This window comes from Salipaludibacillus neizhouensis, assembly GCF_002886185.1.
GTDB lineage: Bacteria > Bacillota > Bacilli > Bacillales > Salisediminibacteriaceae > Salipaludibacillus > Salipaludibacillus neizhouensis.
In genome coordinates, this window is record NZ_KZ614147.1 from 866,551 (window position 1) to 892,035 (window position 25,485).

At 34.3% G+C, this 25,485-nt stretch carries 20 protein-coding genes and 2 pseudogenes; 19 read left to right on the forward strand and 3 right to left on the reverse strand.

Translation table 11 applies throughout. The features are described from left to right. The first annotated feature begins 375 nt into the window (after nucleotides 1-375). From CEF18_RS20955 to CEF18_RS21025, 15 genes and pseudogenes are all read left to right on the forward strand, one after another. Nucleotides 376-2,169: a sigma-54-dependent Fis family transcriptional regulator gene (locus CEF18_RS20955; RefSeq protein WP_110938441.1), complete on the forward strand. Its 1,794-nt coding sequence runs from the start codon at nucleotides 376-378 to the stop codon at nucleotides 2,167-2,169. A gap of 230 nt (nucleotides 2,170-2,399) precedes the next feature. After that, entirely contained in the window at nucleotides 2,400-3,707 is a 1,308-nt protein-coding gene (locus tag CEF18_RS20960; protein ID WP_110938442.1) for a four-carbon acid sugar kinase family protein, read from the forward strand. Then, nucleotides 3,686-4,678, forward strand: a complete 993-nt coding sequence (gene pdxA / locus CEF18_RS20965) for a 4-hydroxythreonine-4-phosphate dehydrogenase PdxA (protein ID WP_110938443.1) — start codon at nucleotides 3,686-3,688, stop codon at nucleotides 4,676-4,678. Before CEF18_RS20960 ends, pdxA begins: the two co-directional genes overlap by 22 nt. 27 nt (nucleotides 4,679-4,705) lie before the next feature. Continuing rightward, complete coding sequence (gene dapA / locus CEF18_RS20970; protein WP_110938444.1) at nucleotides 4,706-5,596, forward strand: 4-hydroxy-tetrahydrodipicolinate synthase; 891 nt, start codon at nucleotides 4,706-4,708, stop codon at nucleotides 5,594-5,596. A 64-nt stretch (nucleotides 5,597-5,660) separates the two neighbouring features. After that, nucleotides 5,661-6,731 (forward strand): tripartite tricarboxylate transporter substrate-binding protein, encoded by a 1,071-nt coding sequence (locus tag CEF18_RS20975; RefSeq protein ID WP_183040971.1) that lies wholly within the window; start codon nucleotides 5,661-5,663, stop codon nucleotides 6,729-6,731. 121 nt (nucleotides 6,732-6,852) lie between these two features. Further along, entirely contained in the window at nucleotides 6,853-7,383 is a 531-nt protein-coding gene (locus CEF18_RS20980) for a tripartite tricarboxylate transporter TctB family protein (protein ID WP_183040972.1), read from the forward strand. 18 nt (nucleotides 7,384-7,401) lie between these two features. Further along, nucleotides 7,402-8,895 (forward strand): tripartite tricarboxylate transporter permease, encoded by a 1,494-nt coding sequence (locus tag CEF18_RS20985; protein ID WP_223292420.1) that lies wholly within the window; start codon nucleotides 7,402-7,404, stop codon nucleotides 8,893-8,895. Between the two features lie 72 nt (nucleotides 8,896-8,967). Continuing rightward, on the forward strand, nucleotides 8,968-10,131 hold the full coding sequence (locus CEF18_RS20990; RefSeq protein ID WP_110938447.1) for an iron-containing alcohol dehydrogenase: 1,164 nt from the start codon (nucleotides 8,968-8,970) through the stop codon (nucleotides 10,129-10,131). A gap of 15 nt (nucleotides 10,132-10,146) precedes the next feature. Beyond that, nucleotides 10,147-11,073: a phosphoglycerate dehydrogenase gene (locus CEF18_RS20995; RefSeq protein WP_183040973.1), complete on the forward strand. Its 927-nt coding sequence runs from the start codon at nucleotides 10,147-10,149 to the stop codon at nucleotides 11,071-11,073. A gap of 20 nt (nucleotides 11,074-11,093) precedes the next feature. Then, nucleotides 11,094-11,879 (forward strand): SDR family oxidoreductase, encoded by a 786-nt coding sequence (locus CEF18_RS21000; protein ID WP_110938449.1) that lies wholly within the window; start codon nucleotides 11,094-11,096, stop codon nucleotides 11,877-11,879. Nucleotides 11,880-11,928: 49 nt separating this feature from the next. Beyond that, entirely contained in the window at nucleotides 11,929-12,084 is a 156-nt protein-coding gene (locus CEF18_RS26150) for a hypothetical protein (protein ID WP_183040974.1), read from the forward strand. Nucleotides 12,085-12,516: 432 nt separating this feature from the next. Further along, nucleotides 12,517-12,987 (forward strand): GNAT family N-acetyltransferase, encoded by a 471-nt coding sequence (locus tag CEF18_RS21010; RefSeq protein ID WP_407690439.1) that lies wholly within the window; start codon nucleotides 12,517-12,519, stop codon nucleotides 12,985-12,987. A gap of 243 nt (nucleotides 12,988-13,230) precedes the next feature. Next, nucleotides 13,231-13,602, forward strand: a complete 372-nt coding sequence (locus tag CEF18_RS21015) for a DUF4181 domain-containing protein (protein WP_110938451.1) — start codon at nucleotides 13,231-13,233, stop codon at nucleotides 13,600-13,602. Between the two features lie 195 nt (nucleotides 13,603-13,797). Beyond that, nucleotides 13,798-14,031, forward strand: a pseudogene (locus CEF18_RS21020) (MarR family transcriptional regulator); the annotation flags it as partial. Between the two features lie 23 nt (nucleotides 14,032-14,054). Next, complete coding sequence (locus CEF18_RS21025; protein WP_110938452.1) at nucleotides 14,055-14,573, forward strand: GNAT family N-acetyltransferase; 519 nt, start codon at nucleotides 14,055-14,057, stop codon at nucleotides 14,571-14,573. Between the two features lie 86 nt (nucleotides 14,574-14,659). Here the strand turns inward: CEF18_RS21025 and CEF18_RS21030 are convergent, their stop codons facing one another. Continuing rightward, a complete protein-coding gene (locus CEF18_RS21030) occupies nucleotides 14,660-14,938 on the reverse strand; it encodes an HPr family phosphocarrier protein (RefSeq protein ID WP_110938453.1) in 279 nt (92 codons plus the stop codon). Between the two features lie 193 nt (nucleotides 14,939-15,131). Continuing rightward, nucleotides 15,132-15,821 (reverse strand): annotated as a pseudogene (locus CEF18_RS21035) (aldo/keto reductase); the annotation flags it as partial. A 210-nt stretch (nucleotides 15,822-16,031) separates the two neighbouring features. Between CEF18_RS21035 and CEF18_RS21040 the strand changes: the two are divergent. Together CEF18_RS21040 and CEF18_RS21045 are read left to right on the forward strand one after the other, a co-directional pair. Further along, nucleotides 16,032-16,718: a response regulator transcription factor gene (locus CEF18_RS21040; RefSeq protein WP_110938454.1), complete on the forward strand. Its 687-nt coding sequence runs from the start codon at nucleotides 16,032-16,034 to the stop codon at nucleotides 16,716-16,718. After that, a complete protein-coding gene (locus CEF18_RS21045) occupies nucleotides 16,693-18,777 on the forward strand; it encodes a HAMP domain-containing sensor histidine kinase (protein WP_110938455.1) in 2,085 nt (694 codons plus the stop codon). Before CEF18_RS21040 ends, CEF18_RS21045 begins: the two co-directional genes overlap by 26 nt. Nucleotides 18,778-18,936: 159 nt before the next feature. Here CEF18_RS21045 and nhaC read toward each other — a convergent pair whose 3' ends face one another. Then, the gene (gene nhaC / locus CEF18_RS21050) at nucleotides 18,937-20,358 is read right to left on the reverse strand and encodes a Na+/H+ antiporter NhaC (protein WP_110938840.1); all 1,422 of its coding nucleotides are present in this window, start codon (nucleotides 20,356-20,358) and stop codon (nucleotides 18,937-18,939) included. A gap of 1,056 nt (nucleotides 20,359-21,414) precedes the next feature. On the opposite strand from nhaC, the gene CEF18_RS21055 reads away from it, so the two are divergent. Then, nucleotides 21,415-22,434, forward strand: a complete 1,020-nt coding sequence (locus CEF18_RS21055; protein ID WP_190238711.1) for a LacI family DNA-binding transcriptional regulator — start codon at nucleotides 21,415-21,417, stop codon at nucleotides 22,432-22,434. Between the two features lie 337 nt (nucleotides 22,435-22,771). Beyond that, nucleotides 22,772-25,084 carry an alpha-xylosidase gene (yicI, locus tag CEF18_RS21060; protein WP_110938457.1) on the forward strand — a complete coding sequence of 771 codons (2,313 nt, stop codon included), beginning with the start codon at nucleotides 22,772-22,774 and terminating at the stop codon, nucleotides 25,082-25,084. Nucleotides 25,085-25,485: the final 401 nt, after the last annotated feature.

The window sequence follows — 25,485 nt, forward strand, 5'->3', positions numbered from 1 at the left end:
TTAATCCTTTGCATGTTGCTTTGCTGATTCAATAGGCATCCTCATTAAAAAGATTATATGTAGAAGGTACAATAAAAAACATAGTATGATTTTTTCTAATATTAAGTTATACTCATTTCAAATTAAGAGATGTAAAAATATGCATAAGTCCTTGGAGAGCAACTTCTGAGGGCTTATTTTTAGTTATCTTAACAACTGTTCACTAGACATGACAGCCGTATGGAAAAATACTATTTAGTGTTGAATTTATGAAAATAGATGATAATTCTTGAATGATGGAAAATAATTGTGTAAATTTAAATAAAATAGTGATATATTTTTATGTTTTTAAAATTTCACTAATAATGATTAAAATTGCAACAGAAGAGGTGGCTTATGAAAATTAAAGTATTGGTAATTGCTCCATATAAAGGAATGGTCGAATTAATTAAAAACATGGATAGTCAATTTCACGATTTTGAAATTACTCTACATGAAGCTGATTTAAATCAGAGTTTAGAGTTAGTACAAATGTATAAAGATGAGCAAAAAAACTTTGACTTTATTATAAGTAGAGGCGGAACCGCTAAAATGCTGAGAGAAAATAATTCGTTACCCGTTATAGACGTAGGAGTTTCAGGGTACGATATTCTTCGTATTTTAACATTTTTAAAAAATTACAAAACAAAAATTGGAATGGTCGGTTTTAAGAATGTCATCCATAGTTTCGAGGCTGTATCTAATGTCATTAACATAGATATAGATTATAAAATAATTAAACACGAGAGTGAAGTACAGAATACATTAGACAAACTTAAAGAAGAAGGAATTAGTATAATTGTAGGTGATGCCATAACAGTAAGACTGGCTTCAGAAAAAGGAATGCAGGGAGTGCTTATAACTTCAGGTAAAGAGTCTATTATGGAAGCGTTTAATAATGTTAGAAGAATGAATGATGAAATTCAGCGTTTAAGATCAAAGTCTTCAGTCTATGAAAATTTATTAAACCGACTTGAAACAAACATTGGATTGTTGTCGGAAAATGGGGATGTTTTATTTTCTAATTCATCTTTTAATAATTATTTAAACATAGATGGAAAAGGTGCTAGTCTTTACAATTATCATAGTTACTTTAAGACAATCATCCTTGAACAATTGGAAAATAATTATATTAGATTTCAATTAGCAACTAATCAATTTGGGGAAGTTTTCGATATTTATACAGGACGTTTAAATAATATTGAATCGAAAGTGATAAATTATATTGAGCTAAAAAAAGAAATAGATAATGAGGAGAGCCAGTTAAAGTTTATTTACTCTCACCCTTTTATTGAAAGAACACCGGAATACATAATGTCTGGAGAGATTTATAAGAAGGCAAAAGCAATTGCAAAAAGAAAAATGGACCATAACCATCCAATTTTATTATTAGGTGAAAAGGGCACTGGAAAGCGAATGTTTGTCAATATGATAGGACAAGAAATTCGATTACATGAAAATCATATTATTGAAATTGAAATTAATAATCCAAGTACCGTTTCATTTAACAAGTTAATAAATGTCATACAGAAAGAAAATGAAAACTCAATTATTCATATCAGAGGAATGGAAAACACGACTAAATCCCAACAAAAAAAGGTATTTTCTAGTATACCAAATATAAAATCTGCATTAATTTTTTCATTCATTGGCGAAATCGTTGACATAAAAGAAAATAAGTGGAATATTGATCAAGAGTTTTTATCATATATAAAAGATGAACCAATTTTTTTAGAGGCAATTAGGGACAGAGGGAGTATTCTAGAAGATTTAATTAATACATTTATTCTCCACTTCAATGAAGAGTTTGGTAAACAAGTTGTAGGAGTTGGTTCTGATTCTATGGAAATTTTGCTCTCCCACCCATGGTATGGCAACTTGATTGAATTAAGGACAGTAGTTAGAAAATTAGTGGAAAATTCAGAGAGTGAATATATTAATAATGTTTCTGAAATTCTAACTCAGAGAAACAAGCAGGATTATAATGGTGTCTTTTTAGGATCATACTTAAATCTTCGGCAATCATTAGTGGACATAGAAAAAGATGTTATTCAACAAGTTTTAGAAGAAGAGAAGATGAATCAGTCTAAAGCTGCAAAAAGATTAGAAATAAATAGATCAACATTGTGGCGGAAAATTAAAAGATCCTGATCAACACTTTTGAACAAAGTACACTTTAATAGCCTGTTCTTAATAAAAATGGATTTTATTAAGAACAGGCTATTTTATGGTGAAAATAATGAAATTGTTGCATTTTTAATCAATAATATTAAAATATTAAATAAATTTAAAAAAATAAGATAAAGTGTTGTATTTTTACTCTTAATTATTTATATTGTATATAACGTTGAAAGCGCTTTTAAACAGAAGGAGGTGATGAATTGAAAATAGCAATTATAGCTGACGATTTAACTGGAGCAAATGATACGGGAGTTCAATTTGCTAAAAAAGGCTGGAAAACCTCAGTACTTATGCAAGAAAATCAAAAAATTGAGGAAGATATAGAAGTATTTGTTATAGATACAGATAGTCGAGCATCTTCACCAAACGAAGCTTATAAAAACGTGAGGAATGCAATAAATGTAGTTGAGAAAAATTCAGTAGATATTCTTTATAAAAAAATCGATTCAACAATGAGAGGAAATATTGGTGTAGAATTAGATGCCATTTATGACCATTATCCAGCTGACTTTATTTTGATAGCACCCGGATATCCCAAGAATAATAGGTTTGTTAAAGAAGGAACGCTTATTATCGGCGATGTTCCTTTGCACGAATCAGAATTTTCTAATGATCTCAAGACGCCAATTGGACTTTCCTATATACCAGATATTATAAAAAAAAGTTCAGTAAAAGATGTAGGAATCATTTCAGAATCAGATTTAGTAAATAATGAAAGCGATATATTTAGTAAATTATCAAACTATCACGATAAAAATATACCGTATCTAGTATGTGATTCAATGGAGGAATATCACTTAGAGAAATTGGTTGATTTTATAGGGGAAACGGAATATAACGTAGTTTGGTGCGGATCAGCCGGATTAGCAAATTATTTAAGTGAGAATAAAGAAACGTTAAATAACGAGGAAATATCTATTAATGAATATTTAGATCCTATCTTAATGGTTATAGGTAGTTTGCACGATATAACGAGAGAACAATTAAACTACTTATTGAATGATTCAACAATAACGGGAATTAAATTAAATTCCCATCTAGTAGTTGGAAGCGAAGAAGAACTGAACTCAGAAACTCAAAGAGTCATTAGTGAGATTACAACAGCATTTGAAAATAAGAAAAACGTAGCTCTTTTTTCTTCAGGAAGTAAAGCGGAAATTGAACAATCTATTACAAATGGGAAGAAATATAAAATGGATGCAGTTCAAGTTAGTGATCGCATTTCAAAAGTTTTAGGAGAAATAACAAATAAAGTGTTCAAAGAAACTGAAATTAACAAATTATTTCTAACTGGAGGGGATACAGCAAAGAAAGTTTGCACGTGTCTAGACATTACAGAATTTATTTTATTAAATGAAGTAGAGACGGGAGTTCCTATAGGGGTTCTTCGGGGAGAAGGTCCAATCCTTACAATTACAAAAGCTGGAGGATTCGGTTCACTGGAAGCGCTTCATAATTCATATAAACTATTTGGAGGTGGGAAAAAATGCGCCCAATTATTGGAATAACAATTGGTGATGCGTCTGGAGTAGGACCGGAAATCACATTAAAGGCATTGCAATCCCAGGCAGTTTATCAAATGTCTCGGCCATTAGTAATTGGAGATGCTAAAATTTTAAAAAGAGAAATTGATAAGTTTGACATTAATTTAGCCATTCATTCTATTGAAGATCCGCAAGAAGGTATATATGAACTAGGTACGATTGATTGCATTGATTTAGATTTACTTTCGGTGGATCTACCCTATGGAGTTGTTTCAGCTGAAGCAGGTCATGCGGCTTTCTGTTATGTCAAAAAATCAGTTGAATTGGCATTAGATAAAAAGATTGATGCGATATGCACCGCACCTTTAAATAAAGAAGCCATGCAGAAAGGCGGGCATTTATATCCAGGCCATACAGAGATTTTAGCCGATCTAACTGGAACAAAAGATTTTTCAATGATGCTATCAACTCCAGATATGAAGGTTATACATTTAACTACTCATCTTGGAATCATCGACGCAATTAAAAAAATAGATAGTGAGAGAACATATAAAGTTATAAAACTATCACACGATACACTGAAGAAAGCCGGATACGAAAGAATAAAAATTGCTGTTTGCGGAATTAATCCACATGCTGGTGAGAATGGACTTTTTGGTTATGGAGAAGAAGAGGAAAAATTAATTCCTGGAATAAAAAAAGCACAGGAAGAAGGATTAGATGTTAGTGGTCCTTTTCCAGCAGACACGTTATTCTATCGAGCTATGAGAGGTGATTTTGACGTTGTCGTTGCTTGTTATCATGATCAAGGGCACGGTCCAGTGAAAGTACTAGGCTTAGAGTCAGGTGTTAATATTACAGTAGGTTTAAAAGAAGGTATAATTAGAACGTCAGTTGACCATGGTACTGCATTTGACATTGCAGGCAAAAATATTGCAGATGAAAGATCGCTATTAGAGGCGATTAAAATGGCAGTCGATTTAGCACCAAAATAATGTTAAAGAAAAGAAGGTGAATATCTATTGTTTAAACCTGAAGGGATTATTCCTGCATTAGTGACCCCATTTGACGAATACGGAGATATTAATGAAAATGCGTTTAGAAAACTGATAAGACGGACGATAGATCAAGGTTGTCATGGAGTATTTTGTTTAGGGAGTAACGGGGAATTCGTCTCTCTAGATGATAATGAAAAGGTGAAACTAGCACAAATAGCAATAGATGAATCAGCTGGTGAAGTCCCTGTTTATGCAGGAACAGGTACAAATTCAACTAAAAGAACAATTGAGTTAAATAAGAGAATGAGTGAAATTGGTATAACTGCGGTTTCAGTTATTACACCGTATTATGTTGGTTTAAGTCAACAAGAATTAATCAGTTACTATGATGAGATCGCAAATGCAACGGAATTGCCGATCATTCTTTATAATATTCCTAAAATCACAGGAAATTCGTTAGATCCGGCATCTGTGAAAAAGATAAGTCAACATAAAAATGTAGTAGCAATAAAAGATAGTAGTGGAAATTTTGACTACACATTACAGCTGATCGAAGGGAAAGATTCGGATTATTCTGTTTTAATTGGGACAGACTCTCTTATCCTACCAAGTTTAATGGCAGGAGCAGATGGAGCCATCGCAGCAACGGCAAATTTTGTTCCTAAAACAGTGTCATCAATTTATAATGATTGGCAAAAAGGCGACTATGAGTCGGCACAAAAAAATCAAAATTGGTTAAAAAAGGTTAGAGGTGCGTTCAAATTAGGGACAATGCCATCTGTTTTAAAGGAAGCAGTAACTGCATCAGGAATTGAGGTAGGGCTACCTCGTAAACCAGTACAACCGCTCTCTAATGAAGCTTCAAAGGAATTGCATAAAGTAATTGACCAATATAGGAAAGCCGGCTTGATTTAATTCCGATAAGAATATAAAAGAATGCTGAAGTACCCTTATAAAAAAATTAAAGGAGTGAATGATAATGAAAAAGAAATTAATGATTATGGTGTTGGCAATTCTAATGATGGTAGTCGTCGCAGCCTGTAACTCAAATGGAGACACCGAAACTAGTCAAAATAACGAGGGACAGGAAACTAATAACGAACAAAGTAATGAGGCGAATAACAGTGATAGCAACGCCGGTGCAGAGTTGGAATTTCCTACTCAGGAGATTCGTGTTATTGTACCTTATGACCCAGGCGGCACTAGTGACTCTACAGCAAGAGTTGTAAGCGATATTATTAGAAAAGAAGAATTGCTTCCTGAAAATGTAAATGTCGTTAATTTACCAGGAGCGAATACTAGAAATGGTTTAGAAGAAGTTTTAAATGCTGATCCTGATGGACATACTTTGCTTTTACACCATTCTACGTTAAATGCAATGAATGCTGTGGGACAAATTGATATTTCATATGAAGATTACGAATTAATTTCACAAGTATCACATACTCCATCTGTATTAGTTGGAAATGCTGATTCGGAATTCCAAACGTTTGATGAATACTTGGAAGAAGCTGAAAGTAATCCAGGTTCAATATCAGTGGGAATAACAAATATTGGTTCCACAACTCATTTAGCATATGAAGCAATGATGGACGCTGCTGGGAATCCAGATGCATTTAAAGTAGTACCTTTTCAAAGTGGAGCGGATCTAGTAACCGCTCATTTGGGTGGTCAAGTTGATTTGCGAATGGCTTCAACACCGGATTCTATTCAATATGTTGAATCAGGAGATGCAGTTGCTCTAGTATCATCAAGTTATGAAAAACATTTCCATCCATCTCTTCAGGATGCAGTTTCCTTCTCTGAGTTAGGTGTTGATACAGGGGTCTCAGTAAGATTTGGTTTCTATGCTCCACCTGGAACACCGGAAGAAGTCATTAATTATCTTGATGAGGTATTAGCGAAAGTTGTTGAAAATGAGGAATTTCAACAATTTGCAGATGATAACGGTGCAGAACCTGAGTATTTAAATAGTGAAGAATTTATTGCTGAAAATGAAAGTGTACAGAATATATTTAATACTTTGGCTGAAAATATAGACATTGAATAGTAAGTAAATTTTTATATCACCGCTTTAACTTACTATATTAGGCTAGAAAAAAGGGAGCTCAGAATATGTAACTTATAAAGTATTCTGAGCTTCTTCTAACTTTTTGATAGGATGGATGTTTATGAGAGGTAAAGTGGTCATACAAGCAGTAATGTTTATATTGGGATTGTATTTTTTAATAACATCTTTTCAAATAGATACTAGAGGTTTTAAAGGTGACGTTATTAATCAAAGAGACTATGTTATAATTCTATCACTTTTATTAATTTTACTATCAGTAGGATCAATGATAAAGGTTTATCTTAATAGAAAATCCATAAAAACTAGTGATCAACAAGAGGATACTTTAGACGTACAACAAACTCATAAAACAGATACGGAAGATACGGAAGAAACTGGGCTAGTTGGTAAGATAAAAAAGTATAAAATTTATTTTTCAATGGTACTTGTATTTTTATTTGCATACGGTTTTGCATATATAGGTTTTTTTGTAACATCATTTGTTTATGTCTTTTTAATTACGTGGTTAATCTACGATTTGAGTAAAAAGAAATGGCTAGTATCACTAATTTTTAGTGCTACTCTAAATATCATTCTATTTTTCTTATTTGATTTAATAAGTGTTTATTTACCAGATGCCTGGTTATTTTGATCGTGGGAGGATAACAAATTGGATATACAAAGTTACATTCAAGCATTTGTAGAAATTCTCACTAGTCCCACTGTCTTTTATATTATTATTGGTACCGTTTTGGGGGTTGTTTTTGGAGCGATTCCTGGTTTGACAGCTACTCTAGCAGTTGTTATTCTCTTGCCAATAACATATGGAATGGATCCGGTGGCGGGACTTTCAACTCTTTTATCTGCATATATCGGAGGGATATCTGGGGGTGTAGTTGCTGCTATACTTATTGGGATGCCGGGGACACCTTCATCTGTTACAACAGTATTTGATGGGTACCCGCTGGCTAAAAAAGGACTTGGTTCGAAAGCATTAGGGATGGGTGCTACAGCAAATTTAATAGGTTCTCTAATCTCACTTTTTTTCTTAATATTAATTGCGCCACAGCTTGCAAAAGTTGCTCTATCATTTACTGCATACGAGTATACAATGGTTATGATCTTTGCATTTGTAACTGTTGCAAGTTTAACTGGAAACTTTTTTAAAAGTATTTTAATGACAATTGTCGGGTTGTTAATTGCAACATGGGGTTTTGACCCGATAAATGCAATGGATCGTAATCCAACAGGAATTGAATTTTTAAGAAACGGGATACCAGCAATACCAGCAATGATTGGACTATTTGTAGTATCTCGGGTGTTTGTAGAATTAGAATCAGATCAAAGTAAGCCGATTATCCCAAAATCAAAATCGACAAATGTATTTCCTAAACTGAAAGAGTTAAAGGATTCATTTACTAATTTTTTACGTTCGGGAGTTATTGGCACATTGATTGGAATACTTCCAGGTATTGGTTCATCTTTAGCAACCTTTGTGGCTTATGACCAAGCTAAAAAAGCAAGCAAGGAGCCTGAAACATTTGGAAAGGGTAATATGCAAGGGGTAGTAAGTTCTGAAACAGCTAATAACGCTGTTATAGGAGGAGCGCTTGTTCCATTACTAGTTCTGGGTATACCTGGGGATGGAGTTACTGCGCTTCTATTAGGCGGGTTACAAATGCACGGTTTGCAACCAGGACCTTTACTATTTGTAAACCAACCGGACTTTGTTGTAGGTTTATTTGTATCGTTTTTTATCTCTGTCATTGTCATGTTTGTGTTCATGGTAACGATTGGTGCTCGAATATTTCCTGTTTTATTATCCGTTAAAAAAGTATATCTGTTACCGATTGTTATGGTCATGAGTATAGCAGGTAGTTACAACATTGGTTATAGAATATCAGATGTGTGGATAATGGCTATATTCGGAGTTATAGGATACTTCATGAACAAGTGGAACTTTTCAACATTACCACTTGTAATCACGTTATTATTAGGATTTGGTTTTGAGCAGTACATCAGAACGGGATTGATTCAAAGTAGTGGGGATATTACTCCTTTCTTTACTAGACCAATTGCAGGATCATTCTTTTTGTTATCAGTGTTGACCATCTACTTTGTTAATCGTTCGAAGAAAAAAGGTTTATTGAGCAAAGCTAAATGATAAAAAATTCTACAAAACTATAAAAAAAAGCGTGAATATTAAGAAGTTTATGAAAAAATTAGGAGGAATAAAATGAATATAACGGCTTCATTTCAAACTGCAAATCGAATTCTTTTAAGAGAAGGTATATTAAATGATTTAGGTGAACATTTAGATATGTTTGATGATGTAAAACAAGTCCTGATCGTTACAGCTGATTTCATGAAGGATTTAGATTTTATGAAATCTCTTGAAAATCAATTAACTAAAAAAGACATTACTTACAACATTTTTGACAAGGTTGAAGCGGAACCAACGATTGATCATATTACGAGTGTTACAAAAGAATTGGATAATGTTAACTATGATTTAATTATTGGCATCGGAGGGGGAAGTGTCCTCGATGTAACAAAATTACTATCCGTTTTAATGAAAGGTAATGTCGAATTGAAAAACCTTGTTGAGGGAGAAAAAATAAAGAGTAAAGGAATTCCAATGGTGTTAATTCCAACTACAGCTGGTACAGGTTCAGAAGTGACCCCAAACGCGATTGTGACTTTACCGAAGGAAGAATTAAAAGTAGGCGTTGTAAGTAGTTACTTGCTGCCTGACTTAGTACTATTGGATCCAAACTTAACGATATCATTACCTCCCCATATTACTGCTGCAACAGGAATGGATGCTTTTACTCATTCTTTTGAATCGTATATTTCAAATAAAGCGAATCCATTAAGTGATATGTTTGCCATGGAATCGATGCGCTTAATCTCTAAGTCTATCTTAAAAGCTTATCATAATGGTGGGGATATTGAAGCGAGAAAAGATATGCTATTGGCCTCAACTTATGGAGGTATGGCTTTAACTTCGGCTGGTACCGCTGCCGTCCATGCACTCGCTTACCCTTTAGGTGGGAAATTTAATATCTCTCATGGTGAAGCAAATTCAATGTTACTTCCCCACGTTACACGAGAAAACTTAGATACTATTGAAGAAAGAATGTCGGTTATAGCAAGAGAAATTGGATTAACTAATGACCGTAATATAGAGCAGGCAGAAGCCGCACAACTTTTAATTGATGAGATGGTAAATTGGACAAAAGAATTGAACATCCCACAAGACCTAAGGAAATTTGGAGTGACTGATGACGATGTCCACACTTTGGCTACTGCTGCTTCTAAAGTTAAAAGGTTAATGGATAACAATCCAAAGGTACTATCCATTGATGTAATCGAATCTATCTATAAAAAAATGCTTTAGGGGAGGTATGTCATAGTGAAAATCTTAGTTACGTCAGCAAGTTTCGCTAAGTTTAATAAGAACATTATAGATGAATTAGAAAAGAAAGGTTGTAAAATTGAATTTTCAATCCCTTTTGATGTTAAAGATATTACTAATGCAGAGGGTTTAATTGTGGGATTGGAAAAAATTGATGCGACCGTTATTGACGAAGCCAAAAAACTGAAAATCATTTCCAAGCACGGTGTAGGCGTAGATAATATCGATCTTGAATATGCTAGAAGTAAGGGGATTATTGTTTCAAATACTCCAGAGACCAATAATGATGCAGTTGCAGATCTTGCTTTTGGACTTATGATTAGTGCTGCTAGGTCAATTCCGCAAGCAAACAATGATATCAAAAGAAATACATGGCCTAGATACGATGGTAGGTCAGTCTGGAAGAAAACCTTAGGAGTTATTGGATTAGGCTCGATAGGTAAAGGAGTGGCCAAAAGAGGAAAAGGATTTTCAATGAACGTTCTTGGTTATGACATTACCGAAAAGACAAGCGAAGAACGAGATATTGGGATTGATAGAGTTAGTTTAGAAGAACTTATTACATCTTCCGATTATATATCATTACATGTTCCTTTAAATAAATATACAGAACACATGATAAGTACAAGAGAGTTCGATTTAATGAGGGAAAATGCAGTATTAATTAATTCTGCTAGAGGAGGATTAATTAATGAAAAAGCGCTTTATGAAGCTTTATATAACAAAAAAATTCTGGCTTGTGCATTGGATGTATTTGAGGTTGAACCACCAGAAAATAATAAACTATTGACATTGGATAATCTTATTGTTACCCCGCATATGGGTGCATACACAGTTGAATCTGGTGAATTAATGAGTCAAAAAGCCGCTCAAAACATATCTAGCTACTTGTTACATGATAAAATTCTTAACCAAGTCAACTAACTAATAAATGTGAGGTAATTATGGAACTAAACTTAACCGATAAGGTATCTATTGTTGCTGCATCAAGTCAAGGAATTGGTAAGGCTATTGCTAAAGAATTGGTCAGAGAAGGTTCAAAAGTGATGTTGGTAGGCAGGGATTCTCAAAAGTTAAAAACTACTCAAACTGAACTGTTGATTTATGGAAATGAAAATGTTTCTTATTTTGAAGGAGATCTTACAGATAAACAAGCAATAAAGAATATAGTACAACATACAATAAATACATTTGGTGAAATAAATATACTGATTAATAATACTGGAGGTCCATTATCAGGAGGTTTTCAGGATTTTTCTGATGAAGATTGGCAACATGCCTTTGAGTTAACTTTATTAAGCTACATAAGGTTAACGAGAGAGGCTCTTCCTTATTTAAAAAAGAGTGGGGGAAATATTGTGAATATTTCTTCACTATCAATTAAAGAACCCATTGACGGATTAATACTTTCAAATGTATTTAGAATGGGAGTATTGGGTTTGACAAAGTCATTAGCAAATGAACTTGCCCAATATAATATTCTAGTTAATACCGTCGCACCAGGTAAAATACTAACTCAAAGAGTTGAAGAAATGGAACAAAAAAAAGCATCGGTTAGTGGTGTATCAATTGAAAGAATCAAGGAAGACTCTAAATTATCAATACCTTTAAGACGTTATGGAACCCCAGATGAATTAGCAAAATTTGCAGTTTTTTTAGCATCAGATGCAAATACTTATATGACTGGTGGGGCTTATTTCGTTGATGGAGGTAAGTTAAAATCAGTATAGTTCAAAGCCTATTGCAAAACTGCCATGCGTGAAGAAGAGCGCTTCACGCATGGCAGTTTTGTATTGGTCTGATGAGATTGTGACAGTGTGGTCAGTTATCATGGTGGAAACATGGGGACGGTTCTGTGCTTCATTGGAAGCGTGGGAACACTCGGAAGTTCTGCCAAATAAAAGCGACCTAAACGTGATGATGGCTCATGTTTAGGTCGTTTTTCAAATGTGTATATAAGCCCTGAAATTTTTGATTATAATCCCAAATTAAAGACATTACTAAAGCACATTACAAAACTAAATTACCCTTATGATATATCTATAAAATGGAAAAATGATTATGAAGCTAATGTGATCCATACTAGGGGAAGACAACCAGAAATAGTTAAGATAGAATTTGAATTGTAGCTGTAGTTTCAATGACCAAGAAAATGAAATAAATCTTCAACACAATAGAAGTGCTTATTGTCTTTGAGACAGCTCCTTTTCTAGTGCTAACGGATCGGATTTTTAAATAATAAAGGTATTTCTAGTTATTATTGTCGAATTAATTACTTTCATAGCGTCTCTTTTAATTGAGGAAGCTAATTATATTCTTGAGGTGATTTTATTGATTAGTCATGTGAAAATTGAAAAAATAGAATCAATGGAAAACTACATGGATGAGTTGTCGGATCTTTTGATACAAGTAGTAGAGGAGGGGGCATCAATTGGTTTTTTACCACCACTACAACTCACGGATGCTAATAATTATTGGGGGAATTTATTAAGTTCAGAGATTCTTCTATTCGTCGCAAAAATAAACAATCAGATAGTTGGTAGCGTGCAATTACATCTATGTACTAAGCAAAATGGCAGTCATAGAGCAGAAATTGCAAAACTATTGACACACCCTAACTATCGACGTAACGGTATTGGTCGCTATCTGATGAATAAAGCTGAAGAACGAGCCAAGCAGGAAGGGAAGTCATTAATAGTTCTCGATACAAGAGAAGGAGACCCTTCAAATCTTCTCTATTCTTCAAATGGTTATAGTCAGGGTGGTAAAATCCCATATTATGCTAAATCAGCAAATGGAGAACTGCATTCTACCGTTTTTTATTATAAATCCGTTTAAATTAAACAATAATTAAAAATAAATCCCTTATTAAACAAACGTATGTTTAATTAAAGAAGACATACAGAATCCGAGTAGATAGGAGATATAATGGATAAGAACAAGCAGTTAATTGAACAAATAAAAGTTGTGATAAATTATCTTGAAAAAGATTATAGTAATGAAATAAATAGTGGTATTTTACAACTTATATATAATAGACTTAAAGTAAAGTGACAGAGAAGTAGAATAAGGAGCTATTATATGTTTTGGATAAAATTTGGATTGATTTCAATAATTGTGTTCATTCTTATCTCAGTTGTTAAGGTTTTACTGAGGAAAGTACTAAAAATAGAAAAAGTAAAAAGGGAATTCTTTTCATATAATCATATAAACAAACTGCACCGAATAATACACTGGATTTTGAGAATTATCACTATGATTACGTACTGTTTTCTCCTATATATGATGATTTATCAGGAATCTTCTATTTACTTGTTTATTGTTCTGTTAATCACTTTTACAGTATTAGAATATGTTGTTAGAGCATTTTTTGAGTGGAAATATACACAACATCCAAAACAATCTATTATAACTATAAGTGAAATGCTTTTATTAGTAACTGCTATGTCATAGTTATTCAATTTAATTTACTCAGCCCAATTTTCTAGACAAGTTATTATGTTAACGAATGCAAATGTATTGTAGGGTTAATCAGATATTACTGGTTGATCTTTTTTATATAGATAAGAATGTATAAGTTGACAGCTATCTTTACGCTACGGAAGATGGTTGTAGGGGTACTGGTAAGTAAAGGCGAGGAAGAGGTAGATTGAAAAACAAGAAGATAAACATAACAAAAAAATTAAAAAACTCTTTCCAACCGAGAAAGGGAAAACTGTTTATCCTTTTATCAAAAGAGAAAATGAGCATTCGAATAGTGTCGCATTAGCAGGTTTTTCCGAAAGAGAAACAGAAAGCCTATTCAACCATCTTCAAAGAGTAAGAAAAAATATAGAAAAAGACTGGGAGTTTGTAAAAAAAGGGAAGAAGAGAAATTATTGATGATAATAAAGGAGCGAGATAACATGACGGTAGAAATAAAAAAGGGGAATATTGAATATTTACAAGTACTCCAAGAAATAGGTATCGAAACATTCAACGATACATTTAAAGATCAGAATTCGCCTGAAAACATGAAAGCCTATATAGAAAAAGCATTTAACTTAAAACAGTTGGAAAAGGAATTATCTAAAGTCTCATCGGAATTCTTTTTTGTTTATGTTAATAATGAAGTCGTTGGATATTTAAAGGTCAATACCAATGATGCTCAGTCTGAAGAAATGGGGGAGGAGACACTTGAAATCGAGAGAATTTATATAAAGAACAACTTCCAAAAACACGGGCTTGGTAAATATCTGCTAAATAAAGCAATGGAAATTGCAATGGAACGTCATAAAAAGAAAATCTGGCTAGGTGTATGGGAAAAAAACGAAAATGCAATTGCATTTTATAAGAAAATGGGATTTGTCCAAACTGGAACTCACTCATTTTATATGGGGGACGAAGAACAAACCGACTCTATCATGACTAAAACACTCAGATAATATTTTGAGAGGACATTAAAAAAGCAGACATTCTTAACTGAAAATAACTTCAGTGTGGGGACCAATCTTCGGTAGAAAAGTCCCCTTTAACTATTGATTATATCCTTTTCGAATAAATAATTTTTAATGGATTGTATTGCCTGTACCTCGTCAATTCCAATAGCCTTTATATATATTTTGCTTCCCGGTTTAATCCCCAATGACAAAATATCCATAATAGACTTGGCTGAGTATTTTAGGTTAATAGTTTCTCCTTGATACGTTAGAAAAATATCAGATTTAAATTTATGAGCTATACTTACTAAGAGGGTTGCTGGTCTTGCAAATCCAGCTTCCTTATTAATAGTTAACTGCTGTTTAATCATTCTTCACCTCATTTCTAAAAATGCTGTCATTTGCCGAACCATACCAATGTATAGATTCTGCGGAATATTCACCACATCACCATTTTTAAGTAGTCGGGCTGTTTTTCCTGTTTCTTGATTTCACTAACTTTTACAGATAGAAACCCATTCTTCTTGCTATGAAATTGGGTTTCTCTTTGTAAGTCTTCAAAAATTAATTATGACCCACTATACGATGCGGTACATATGGTTCTTCAAGGGATGCAATCTCTTCAGGTGAAATCTTTACTTGCAAAGCACCTACAGCATCCTTAAGTTGTGATATCTTCGTTGCCCCGATAATTGGAGCTGATACTGTCTCTTTTTGTAATAACCATGCAAGTGCAATGTGTGTAAGAGGAACACCGTGCTTTTCTGCAATAGATGCTACTCGTTCAACCACTAATCGGTCGGCATCCGCAGTTGCATCATATTTTGATTTTTGAATGTGATCGGTCTCTGATCGATGCGTTGTTACGGACCAATCACGTGTTAATCTACCTGATGCAAGAGGGCTATATGGTGTGACACCAATTTTCTCTTCCTTACAAAGAGGTAGCATTTCTCTTTCCTCCTCACGGTATATGATGTTGAGATGATTCTGCATAGAAACAAATTTCGTCCAACCATTTTTTTCAGCCACGTGTAAAGCTTTTTGGAATTGCCATCCGAACATCGCAGAAGCACCAATGTATCTTGCTTTTCCTGACTTCACTATGTCATGTAATGCTTCCATTGTCTCTTCAATAGGGGTATTGTAATCCCACCGATGGATGATATAAAGGTCTACATAATCAGTTTCCAATCGTTTAAGGCTATTATTAATTTCACTCATAATTGCCTTTCGAGAAAGACCTAAGCCATTTGTTTACATTATAAATTGATTGAAACGCCAAACTAAGATTTTAGTTTGGCGTTTGTCATATTCAGCTAGCTGATGGCTATTGTTTCGAAACACTAAGAAAGTCTTAAGAATTGTATACAGTGTTTATTAAGATTTTATTGATATCATTCTCTTAGAACGAATAATAGAGAGGTGATAAATGTTGAAAATCACATTTAGGAGTGAACGTCCATGAACATATTAGTTTGTGATGATGATATAGCAATTGTCGATGCGATAGAAATCTATTTAGAAAATGAAGGTTATCTAATATTTAAAGCTTTTAATGGAATAGAAGCCATAGAAGTAATCAGAGATCATGAGATCCATCTTATTATTATGGATATTATGATGCCTAAGATGGATGGGATTAGAGCTACCATGAAGATTAGAGAAGAAAATAATATTCCATTGATTATGCTTTCTGCCAAATCTGAGGATTCGGATAAAATAATCGGATTAAATTTAGGGGCGGATGACTATATTACCAAGCCTTTTAATCCTTTGGAACTCATTGCAAGGATTAAATCTCAACTGAGAAGATATACAACCTTTGGAGGTCTTGAAACGAGGAGCAATGTCTATCAAACTGGGGGGCTCACGATCGATGATGAAAGTAAAACGATCACCGTCGATGGGGAAGAGGTCCACCTTACACCTGTACAATATAAAATGTTAAAGTTTCTGATTGCAAACGTCGGAAAAGTATTCTCCATCGAGGAGATTTATGAAAAGGTATGGAATGAAACGGCCCATAGTCCGGAAAATACTGTATCCGTTCATATAAGAAAAATTAGAGAAAAAATAGAAATAAATCCGAAAGAACCAAAGTATTTGAAGGTGGTGTGGGGAGTTGGATATAAAGTTGAAAAAATATAGCCATTCAATCATAACAAAAATAGTTGTTTTTATAATTGCAGTTTTATGTGTTACTGGTGTCATGCAAGCAGCTGTAGAGGTAGAGGTTATAAATGATGGGGAATTTGCTAGCGTAGCTGAAGACAATTATTTTGAAAGTAGGTCATTTGTACAGGAAAGCGAAAATATCATTGGTAACCTCGCAACCTTAATAAAGGAATATAAGAATGAGGAATATATTTTAAGTGGTGGAACTATTGGTGTGGATGAATGGAGAATGGAAGAAGAAAACTTATTTTCAAATTATCAACTCCAATCTGCAAGTTATAGCTTTAAGTTAAGTGATGAAGAAAATTATGAAGTGTTTAAAAAAGAATATGCGGATGAAATCTCTCAGGCAAAGGATAGTATGATTAAGGAGGATTTAAAAGAATATCATTTACTTAAGCAAAGTCTTGACGAGTATGAAGAACCGTTGTTTTATGCCAGTGATGGTACAAATGTGTTTACAAATACAATGATGACAGATAAAAATCAGTTTGAAAGATATCCTGCTTATATGGTATTTGAAGATTACAAACGCGAAGTTTTTCCAAATGAAGCGAAAGAAAATGAACACTTATATCATCGGATAATAGAACACCTAGATGTGCTGGATCCAGAAAATGCGGTTATTTATGTTGCTTTTACAGAAGAATTCATCGAATCTCAAACAATCGAATGGCAAGAAAGCAAAGCCACAGCTACAGAAAACTTATATAAAATAATAGGATTTTTGATAGGTTTTATTCTTTCATTTATCTATCTTGTACTCGTGACTGGAAGAAAGTCATTTAAGGATCGCGAGTTACACTTTCACTCAGGTGATAACTTATATAATGATATAAAAATAGTGATAATTATTTCCCTTATACCAATTTGGATTATACCGGTCGATGAGCTGTCTGAAGATATTACTACTTTATTCTTGCCAATTACGATTCCTATTGTCGTCATAGGGTTGCTACTGGTACTGTCACTTGTAAAGCATTTTAAAAATAAAACGCTAATCAAGCATACGCTAATCTTCAGTATCATCTATAAGTTAGTTACATTTGTAGGGGATGTATATAGAAGCGGAAGTACCGGTGTAAAGACGGTTCTAATTGTAATCGGCTATCCAATATTGATTGCTTTAACGTTTTTCATGTTCCCGGTAACTATTGGTATAGCAGCCTGGTTTGCCTATAAAAAGGTCAAATCCTTTAAAGCGATACAAGAAGGCGTAGAGACAATAAAGGATGGAAATCTTCATCATCGGATCGAAGTGAGTGGCAAAGGAGAGTTTGGAAGACTAGCTTCCAATATCAACAGCATCACTGATGGATTGAAAAAAGCAGTTGATAATGAACTTAAAACTGAGAGGTTAAAAACGGAGCTCATCACCAATGTATCACATGATATAAGAACCCCTTTAACTTCCATTATTACCTATGTGGATTTATTGAAACGTGAAAAGGACCCTTCAAAGACAGAAGGCTATGTTGAGGTATTAGATCAAAAATCCAAAAGGCTAAAAATATTAACAGATGATTTGTTTGAAGCGGCCAAAGCTTCTAGCGGAAATATGCCAGTTGATTTAGAGAAAATTGATGTTGTTTCCTTAATTACTCAGGGACTAGGGGAAGTCAACGACAAAATTGAAGCAAGGGCTTTGGATTTTAAAATGAATTATCCTAAGGGTAAGATCTATGTTACAGCCGATGGTAAATTATTGTGGAGGTCTATAGAAAACTTATTATCTAATATATTTAATTACGCCCTCGAAGGGTCTAGAGTATATATAGATATTGAGGATTTAGGCAATGAAATACTTCTTACCTTCAAAAATATGTCGGCTACCGAGTTGAATATCTCTGTAGATGAATTAATGGAGCGTTTTAAAAGAGGCGATGAATCCAGAACGAGCCAAGGCAGTGGGTTAGGATTATCGATTGCGAAAAACCTGGTTGAAATACAGAAAGGGAAATTTAATATACAAATTGACGGAGACTTATTTAAGGCAATCATCCATCTACCTAAACATATGTCCAATGATTGATTGATAATTAGAGTAGGTAAACGCATTAAGAGGATTTCTAAACGTACATGGATAAAACATTCCTCAAAATAAATAAAACACCTGCGCCAGAAACAGGGCGCAGGTATTTAACGTTCATTTATAATTAGTATTTAGACTTTATTTTTAGCATCCATCCATCTATATCGTTCTTGTCACGTCCCCTTTTTCACTGGCGGGAGTATCCGTTAATTTGATAATATTAAAACCGATCGTGGCATAAATAATCGCAATAATAGGAACGGCAAAGTTTAAAATCGCATATGGACCGTAATCAAACGCATGGACACCTAACGTTCCAAAGATAAATACACCACATGTATTCCATGGGACAAAAACAGAGGTTAGTGTGCCTCCATCTTCAATGGCTCGTGATAAATTTTTCGGGTGAAGTTTCATATCCTGAAATGCCTTGGCATACATTCTTGCAGGGACGATAACAGAGATATATTGCTCTGAAGCTGTAACATTCGTGAAAAAGGAAGATAGGACCGTGGCTGCGACTAGCTTCCTACTCGTCCTGGCAAATGCTAAGATTCGACTGACAATAGCCCGTAACATACCAGTGTTTTCCATTACTCCCGCAAAAGTCATCGCCACAATTGTAAGGGAGACCGTATACATCATCGATTCAAGCCCACCACGATTAAAAAGCGAGTCTACGGTTTCGTTCCCACTTTCAAGTACATACCCTGCTTGCAATGTGCTAACCGCATCAGCGACAGAACCTGACTGGATGAAAATATGACTTAAAAATCCGGCGATAATTCCTACAGTGAGTGCAGGTATTGCCTGGACCTTTAGTGCGATAAGGAGGATAACAATGGCGGGAACTAAGAGCAGCCAAGGAGAAATAATGAAATTCGCTTGCATGGCGCTCATCGTTTCCTCAATACTCTGTAAGTCTATCGATCCTTCCCCGAATCTCCTTCCTAACATCCAATAAACAAGAAGTGCAATCACAATCCCTGGAATGGTCGTATAAAGCATATTTCGAATATGTGCAAATAAATCTGTTCCCGTCAGTCCTGACGCGAGATTCGTTGTATCAGACAGTGGAGACATTTTATCACCAAAGTAGGAGCCAGAGATGATTGCCCCGGCAGCCATTGGAGCGGGTATCCCCATGCTTAAAGCAATCCCCATGCCAGCAACCCCAATGGTGCCCATCGTTGACCAAGAGCTTCCTATCGAAAGCGATACAATGATACAAAGAAGGGTAATCGTCACTAAAAATAGAGATGGGGTAATTAATTGCAAGCCATAGTAAACCATTGTCGCGACAACCCCGCCACCTATCCAAGCACCAATAATGATCCCAACCATCAAAATAATAACTACTGCCGGCAGAGCTAAATTAATTCCTTTGTAAAGGCTGGACTGGATTTCATCCCAGGTATAGCCCGTTCTCCATGCAATAAAAGCAGCAACAACCGTACCGAGAATTAATGGCATATGAGGGGCACCCTCTAAAACCACAATCGTAATAAGCATCGCCGTAATCATAATGATCACTGGAAGAATGGCGAGTAAAAAAGGCATTTCTCTCTTATCCTTTTCCATGTTTTGTTCCAAATCTTTTCCTCCTCTTATTTGATTATGAAGCAAAGGGACGGTTCTCTGCATCATTTTAACTGCTTGGGTGATGGGGTAATGGGGTGATCAAGGGTGTTAAGTGAAGAGATAGGGAGGTAAAAAAAATATCAGTACAAAAAGATCATATACCAAAGCATATGCATGTCTTCTACCCTTAGAATACGTTATAGGGTATCCATTTGTCTATTAATCTTTTGGAAGCAAAGGGACGGTTCGATACCAGTGAAAAAGTCTAAATTAGTCAGTATTCATTAGCTTCATTATTTACTTCTTTTTCATTAAGAAGATAATTAACCACAGAGACAAAAAGTTTCACCATTTCTTTTGATTCATCGAAGTATTTTGAATATGATTCTATCTTGATTTTAAATTAGTATTTTAGGCAACTAAGCGACCTAAACGTGAAGATTGCTTAGGGTTTAGGTGATTTTTCATATGGCGTAGTCTAATGAAAAAAAAGCCAACCATCGCGGCTTTTTTTTGAGTAACTATAAGCAAAGTAAGTTAGAAACTTTACGCACGAGGATTCACCCCAAATATAGTCTTTAGATTTTAAAATGGACTTTTTCGAATGTTGTATTGGCGCACCACATAATAATATAACTAATTAAACCGCTTTCAAACATAAAATCATACCTCCGTTTTGAATCATAAAATGTTGTAACTTCAGTTGAACTATTCAAGGGAGGGGGAAGACATTCTGGATATTTTTATAATTAACTGCAAATAAAAAGGGAGCGCTTCAATAATTTAATTAATACTAGATAGCTTAATCTAAATAACCATACAATTCAATAACAGAATTGTATGGTTAACTATTACTTGAGATATTTCTAGTAAAGGTTATTTTTGAATGAATGATTAAATACTTTCAAGAGAGTTATTGGATATATACACGGAAAGTAAGTAACTGAATAAATAATTCTGAATAATTGAAAAATAAGGAATTGATTATAAAAATAAAATGATGTACGATGGTCATAATAATTAAAAAATTGTTAAATGAAAGAGAGAACATTAAAAATGAGTCTGATAGTAACAGGAAAAACAATTGCGCAAGAGTTAGGTTTATCCATTTCTACTGTAGATCGAGTATTAAACAATCGAGGTAACGTGAAACAAGAAACATATGACAAGGTCGTGAAGAAAGCTGAAGAACTGAACTATAAACCTAATAAATTTGCAAGTTCTTTATCCAAAAAAAATAGTTATCGTGTAGCTTTAATTTATCCGAGATATATTAAATTTTTTTGGGAACAAGTAACGACTGGTTTTAATAAAGCGATTGACGAAATCGAGGATTATGGGTTAAGAGTCGATACTTACCGGTCTTCTCCTCCAAATGTATCGGCTAAAGAATTTTTAAAACAGATCATTGATTCAGGGAATTATCATGGTATTGCTATTTCTGCAGGGGAAGAAGATGTGACAGAAATGATTAACTATGGCATCGACCTTGGAATTAAGATTTGTACGTTTAATATGGATGTAAAAGAAAGCCACAGGCTATTCCATGTTGGTGCAAACTATCGTGAAGCAGGGAGACTCGCCGGTGAATTAATATGTAAATTCACAAAAAAAGAAGGTAAAGTTGCTATTTTAGGAAAGGCGAATGATTTTCAAACAAGAGAAAAAAATGAAGGTTTTCTTGACGTCGCTTCAGGCTTTTCTAAGATTGAAGTGTTTGGTCCATATTCGATATTGGGCCCAAATAATTCTCTGAAACTACCGAATGACATCCTCAAAGAAGTGGATGCGGTCTATGTTTCCACCGCTGAAATATTTGAATTCGCCGACTATTTATCTAGTTCCTCTACTAAACATTTGATCGTTGTTGGTCACGACCTTAACTTTCAGATGGTTAAGCATTTGAAAAGTGGGGTTATTAGTGCAACTATTAATCAAGATCCTATCGGTCAAGGTTATTACACATTAATTCAATTGTTTAATTACCTTGCGTTTAGTGATGGAAGACCTTTTCCGAGTGATATAAAAAGTAAGCTGGAGATTGTGATGAAAGAAAATGTTGATTTTTATGTATAGTGGATTATTTTATTTGAGTCAAATGTGAAACGCAAATTAAAAAAGTTGATATTTCTTGGTTATTTATTAGACGTGAAGATAACCAAGAATTGATTTTTAATAAATGGACGTAAGTATTTGTCGAAAAATATAAGCGTTACCAACAAGAGGGGAGGAGTATTTCATCATCCTTATTATTTTTTAACAAAAATGATGTACGATAGTCATTTTGTGAGAGAGTCTTGTTAATGAAGCTATGATTATATTATGAGTGTCGAAATAACTGGTATAAGCGGATTTATTAGAAAAAAATTTACCCTTACAATTTAGTTATCAAATTTAAAAAGGAAGTGGAAGTATGAAATTTAATGACGGAAACTGGATGACAAAAAATGGTGTTAAAATAAATAATCCTAAAGCAGTTCAAGATATCAAAATAAATGAAAATTCCCTATTATTATACGCCCATTGCAATCATCAAAATACAAGGGGAGATACTTTATCAGGTCCTTTGATAAGTATAAATGTTACTTCACCAGCAGAAAATGTTATACGAGTTCAAGCTTGGCATTTCTCGAATGATGGTGAGAAGCAACCGAACTTTAAGATTGCAGACGATCATGTAAATAGTATTATAGAAAAAAGCGATAATAACGTGAAGTTTAGTAGTGGTAGTTTAAATTTAAAAATAAATATCGATAACTTTGGAATGATGTTTTTGGATGAAGATAGAGAATTAACTTTCGAAGGGTCGAGAGGGTTGGCTTGGATTCAAGATAAAGACGAAAAATCGTATATGCAAGGACAACTTAATATTGGTGTTGGAGAACAGTTCTATGGTCTAGGTGAGCGTTTTACTCCTTTTGTGAAGAATGGTCAAAGTATTGATATTTGGAATAAAGATGGAGGAACAAGTTCTGAACAGGCTTATAAGAATGTGCCATTTTACTTAAGTAATAAAGGATACGGTGTTTTTGTTAACCATCCGGAAAACGTTAGTTTTGAAGTTGGTTCAGAAGTGGTTTCGAAAGTGAATTTCAGTGTAGAGGGTGAGTATTTAGACTACTACTTTATTAATGGACCTACACCTAAAGATGTTCTGGGTCGCTATACTGCTTTGACCGGTAAGCCTGCATTGCCTCCTGCGTGGTCATTCGGTTTGTGGTTGTCAACATCTTTTACGACAAAATACGATGAACAAACGGTTAATCATTTTGTAGATGGAATGTTAGAGAGAGAGATTCCTCTTAGTGTATTTCATTTCGATTGTTTTTGGATGAAAGAGATGGAATGGTGCAATTTTGAATGGGATTCAGAAAATTTTCCGGATCCAGTAGGAATGTTAAAGAGGTTAAAAGAAAAAGGATTAAAGATTTGTGTCTGGATAAACCCATACATTGCACAAAAATCAAAGTTATTTGACGAAGCTAAAAAAAATGGGTATCTACTTAAAAAAATTAACGGAGAAGTGTGGCAATGGGATTTGTGGCAGCCAGGGATGGGAATTGTCGATTTTACGAATCCCCAAGCTTGCGAGTGGTTTGGAGACAAATTAAGAGAATTAATTGATATGGGAGTGGATAGTTTTAAAACGGATTTTGGAGAGAGAATCCCTACTAATGTTATTTATTCAGATGGATCTGATCCAGAAAGAATGCACAATTATTATTCATATTTGTATAACGAAGTGGTTTTTAACGTCTTAAAGGAAAAACTAGGAGAGAAAGAAGCGATCGTTTTTGCACGGTCTGCTACAACGGGAGGACAAAAATATCCAGTTCATTGGGGGGGAGATTGTGACTCAACATATGAATCGATGGCTGAAAGTTTAAGAGGGGGATTGTCCTTAACGATGTCTGGATTCGGTTATTGGAGTCACGATATTGGAGGTTTTGAAAATAAAGCGAGTCCGGATGTCTTTAAAAGATGGACAGCATTCGGATTAATGTCTAGTCATAGTAGGTTACATGGTAGTTCCTCTTATCGCGTACCTTGGATGTTTGATGAAGAGGCAGTAGAAGTGACAAAATATTTTGCGAGATTAAAAAATAAGTTAATGCCTTATTTATATCAAGCGGCTACAGAAAATCACCATACGGGTGTCCCTGTAATGAGGGCAATGATATTAGAGTTCCCAGACGATGCAGCTTGTGAAACTCTTGATCGGCAATATATGCTTGGTGACACTATCATGGTTGCTCCTATATTTAATGAGAAAGGGATGAGTCATTATTATTTACCCAATGGAAAGTGGACCCATCTTTTAACTGGAGAAGTGAAGAAAGGAGGGGCGTGGTTCAAAGAGTATAATAATTACTTTCATATGCCGCTTTTTGTCAGAGAAAATAGTATTTTACCTATTGGTGCCAATGAAGACTATGCAGATTATGATTACGCCGAGAATGTAACCTTTCATTTATATGAGATAGCTGATGGGGCAGAAATATCTAAATCAATTTCTGATAAAAACGGGGAATTACTTGGCAGTATTACCGTGAAAAGACGAGGAGAGCAACTGAATATTGATCATGGTCTTCATCAGAGGAAAATCACTTTATTTTTAAAAGGACACTCTAAAATTGAAAGCGTTTCCGATGGGGTGTGGAATATTGAGCCGAATGGAGTTAAAATAATCCCTCAGATGTCGTCTTCATTTATTGTCTACTTGTAAAAGAACAAAGACAAAGGTTTGGAAAGTGAGGTTGTGTTTATGGATAAAAACAGAAGATAGTGGGGTTATATATTTATAGATATAACTAGAATATTGTCATACGTGAGAGTTCTTCACGTATGATAGTTTGTTTGAGGGACAAGGGACAAGGGACAAGGGGTCAGTGGTTTCTGCGTCCCATTTTCAGGTTGAAATCAAGCGAGTGGGACAGATTGCCATTTGTCACCCTCTGCGTACCCCTGTCTGTTGGATTTGCTTAGGTTGTGGTGAGTTAGTAAACTCAAGGGAAACAGATCACTTTACAAAATTTCAGATCTAGCAACAGATTTGTAACAAGAATCTTATGTTAATGGTTATGTGGACGGGACATTTAACCCGGATCATCCATACTCCTCCTTTTT

Excerpts from the sequence above, each read along its gene's own strand:
- CEF18_RS21025 (WP_110938452.1), top strand. The coding sequence starts at position 14,055 with ATGACGGTAGAAATAAAAAAGGGGAATATTGAATATTTACAAGTACTC.
- CEF18_RS21015 (WP_110938451.1), top strand. The coding sequence starts at position 13,231 with ATGTTTTGGATAAAATTTGGATTGATTTCAATAATTGTGTTCATTCTT.
- CEF18_RS21055 (WP_190238711.1), top strand. The coding sequence starts at position 21,415 with ATGAGTCTGATAGTAACAGGAAAAACAATTGCGCAAGAGTTAGGTTTA.
- CEF18_RS20975 (WP_183040971.1), top strand. The coding sequence starts at position 5,661 with ATGAAAAAGAAATTAATGATTATGGTGTTGGCAATTCTAATGATGGTA.
- yicI (WP_110938457.1), top strand. The coding sequence starts at position 22,772 with ATGAAATTTAATGACGGAAACTGGATGACAAAAAATGGTGTTAAAATA.
- CEF18_RS20990 (WP_110938447.1), top strand. The coding sequence starts at position 8,968 with ATGAATATAACGGCTTCATTTCAAACTGCAAATCGAATTCTTTTAAGA.
- CEF18_RS20955 (WP_110938441.1), top strand. The coding sequence starts at position 376 with ATGAAAATTAAAGTATTGGTAATTGCTCCATATAAAGGAATGGTCGAA.
- CEF18_RS20980 (WP_183040972.1), top strand. The coding sequence starts at position 6,853 with ATGAGAGGTAAAGTGGTCATACAAGCAGTAATGTTTATATTGGGATTG.
- pdxA (WP_110938443.1), top strand. The coding sequence starts at position 3,686 with ATGCGCCCAATTATTGGAATAACAATTGGTGATGCGTCTGGAGTAGGA.
- CEF18_RS26150 (WP_183040974.1), top strand. The coding sequence starts at position 11,929 with ATGGCAGTTTTGTATTGGTCTGATGAGATTGTGACAGTGTGGTCAGTT.
- CEF18_RS21030 (WP_110938453.1), bottom strand. The coding sequence starts at position 14,938 with ATGATTAAACAGCAGTTAACTATTAATAAGGAAGCTGGATTTGCAAGA.
- CEF18_RS21040 (WP_110938454.1), top strand. The coding sequence starts at position 16,032 with ATGAACATATTAGTTTGTGATGATGATATAGCAATTGTCGATGCGATA.
- CEF18_RS21000 (WP_110938449.1), top strand. The coding sequence starts at position 11,094 with ATGGAACTAAACTTAACCGATAAGGTATCTATTGTTGCTGCATCAAGT.
- nhaC (WP_110938840.1), bottom strand. The coding sequence starts at position 20,358 with ATGGAAAAGGATAAGAGAGAAATGCCTTTTTTACTCGCCATTCTTCCA.
- CEF18_RS21010 (WP_407690439.1), top strand. The coding sequence starts at position 12,517 with ATGGAAAACTACATGGATGAGTTGTCGGATCTTTTGATACAAGTAGTA.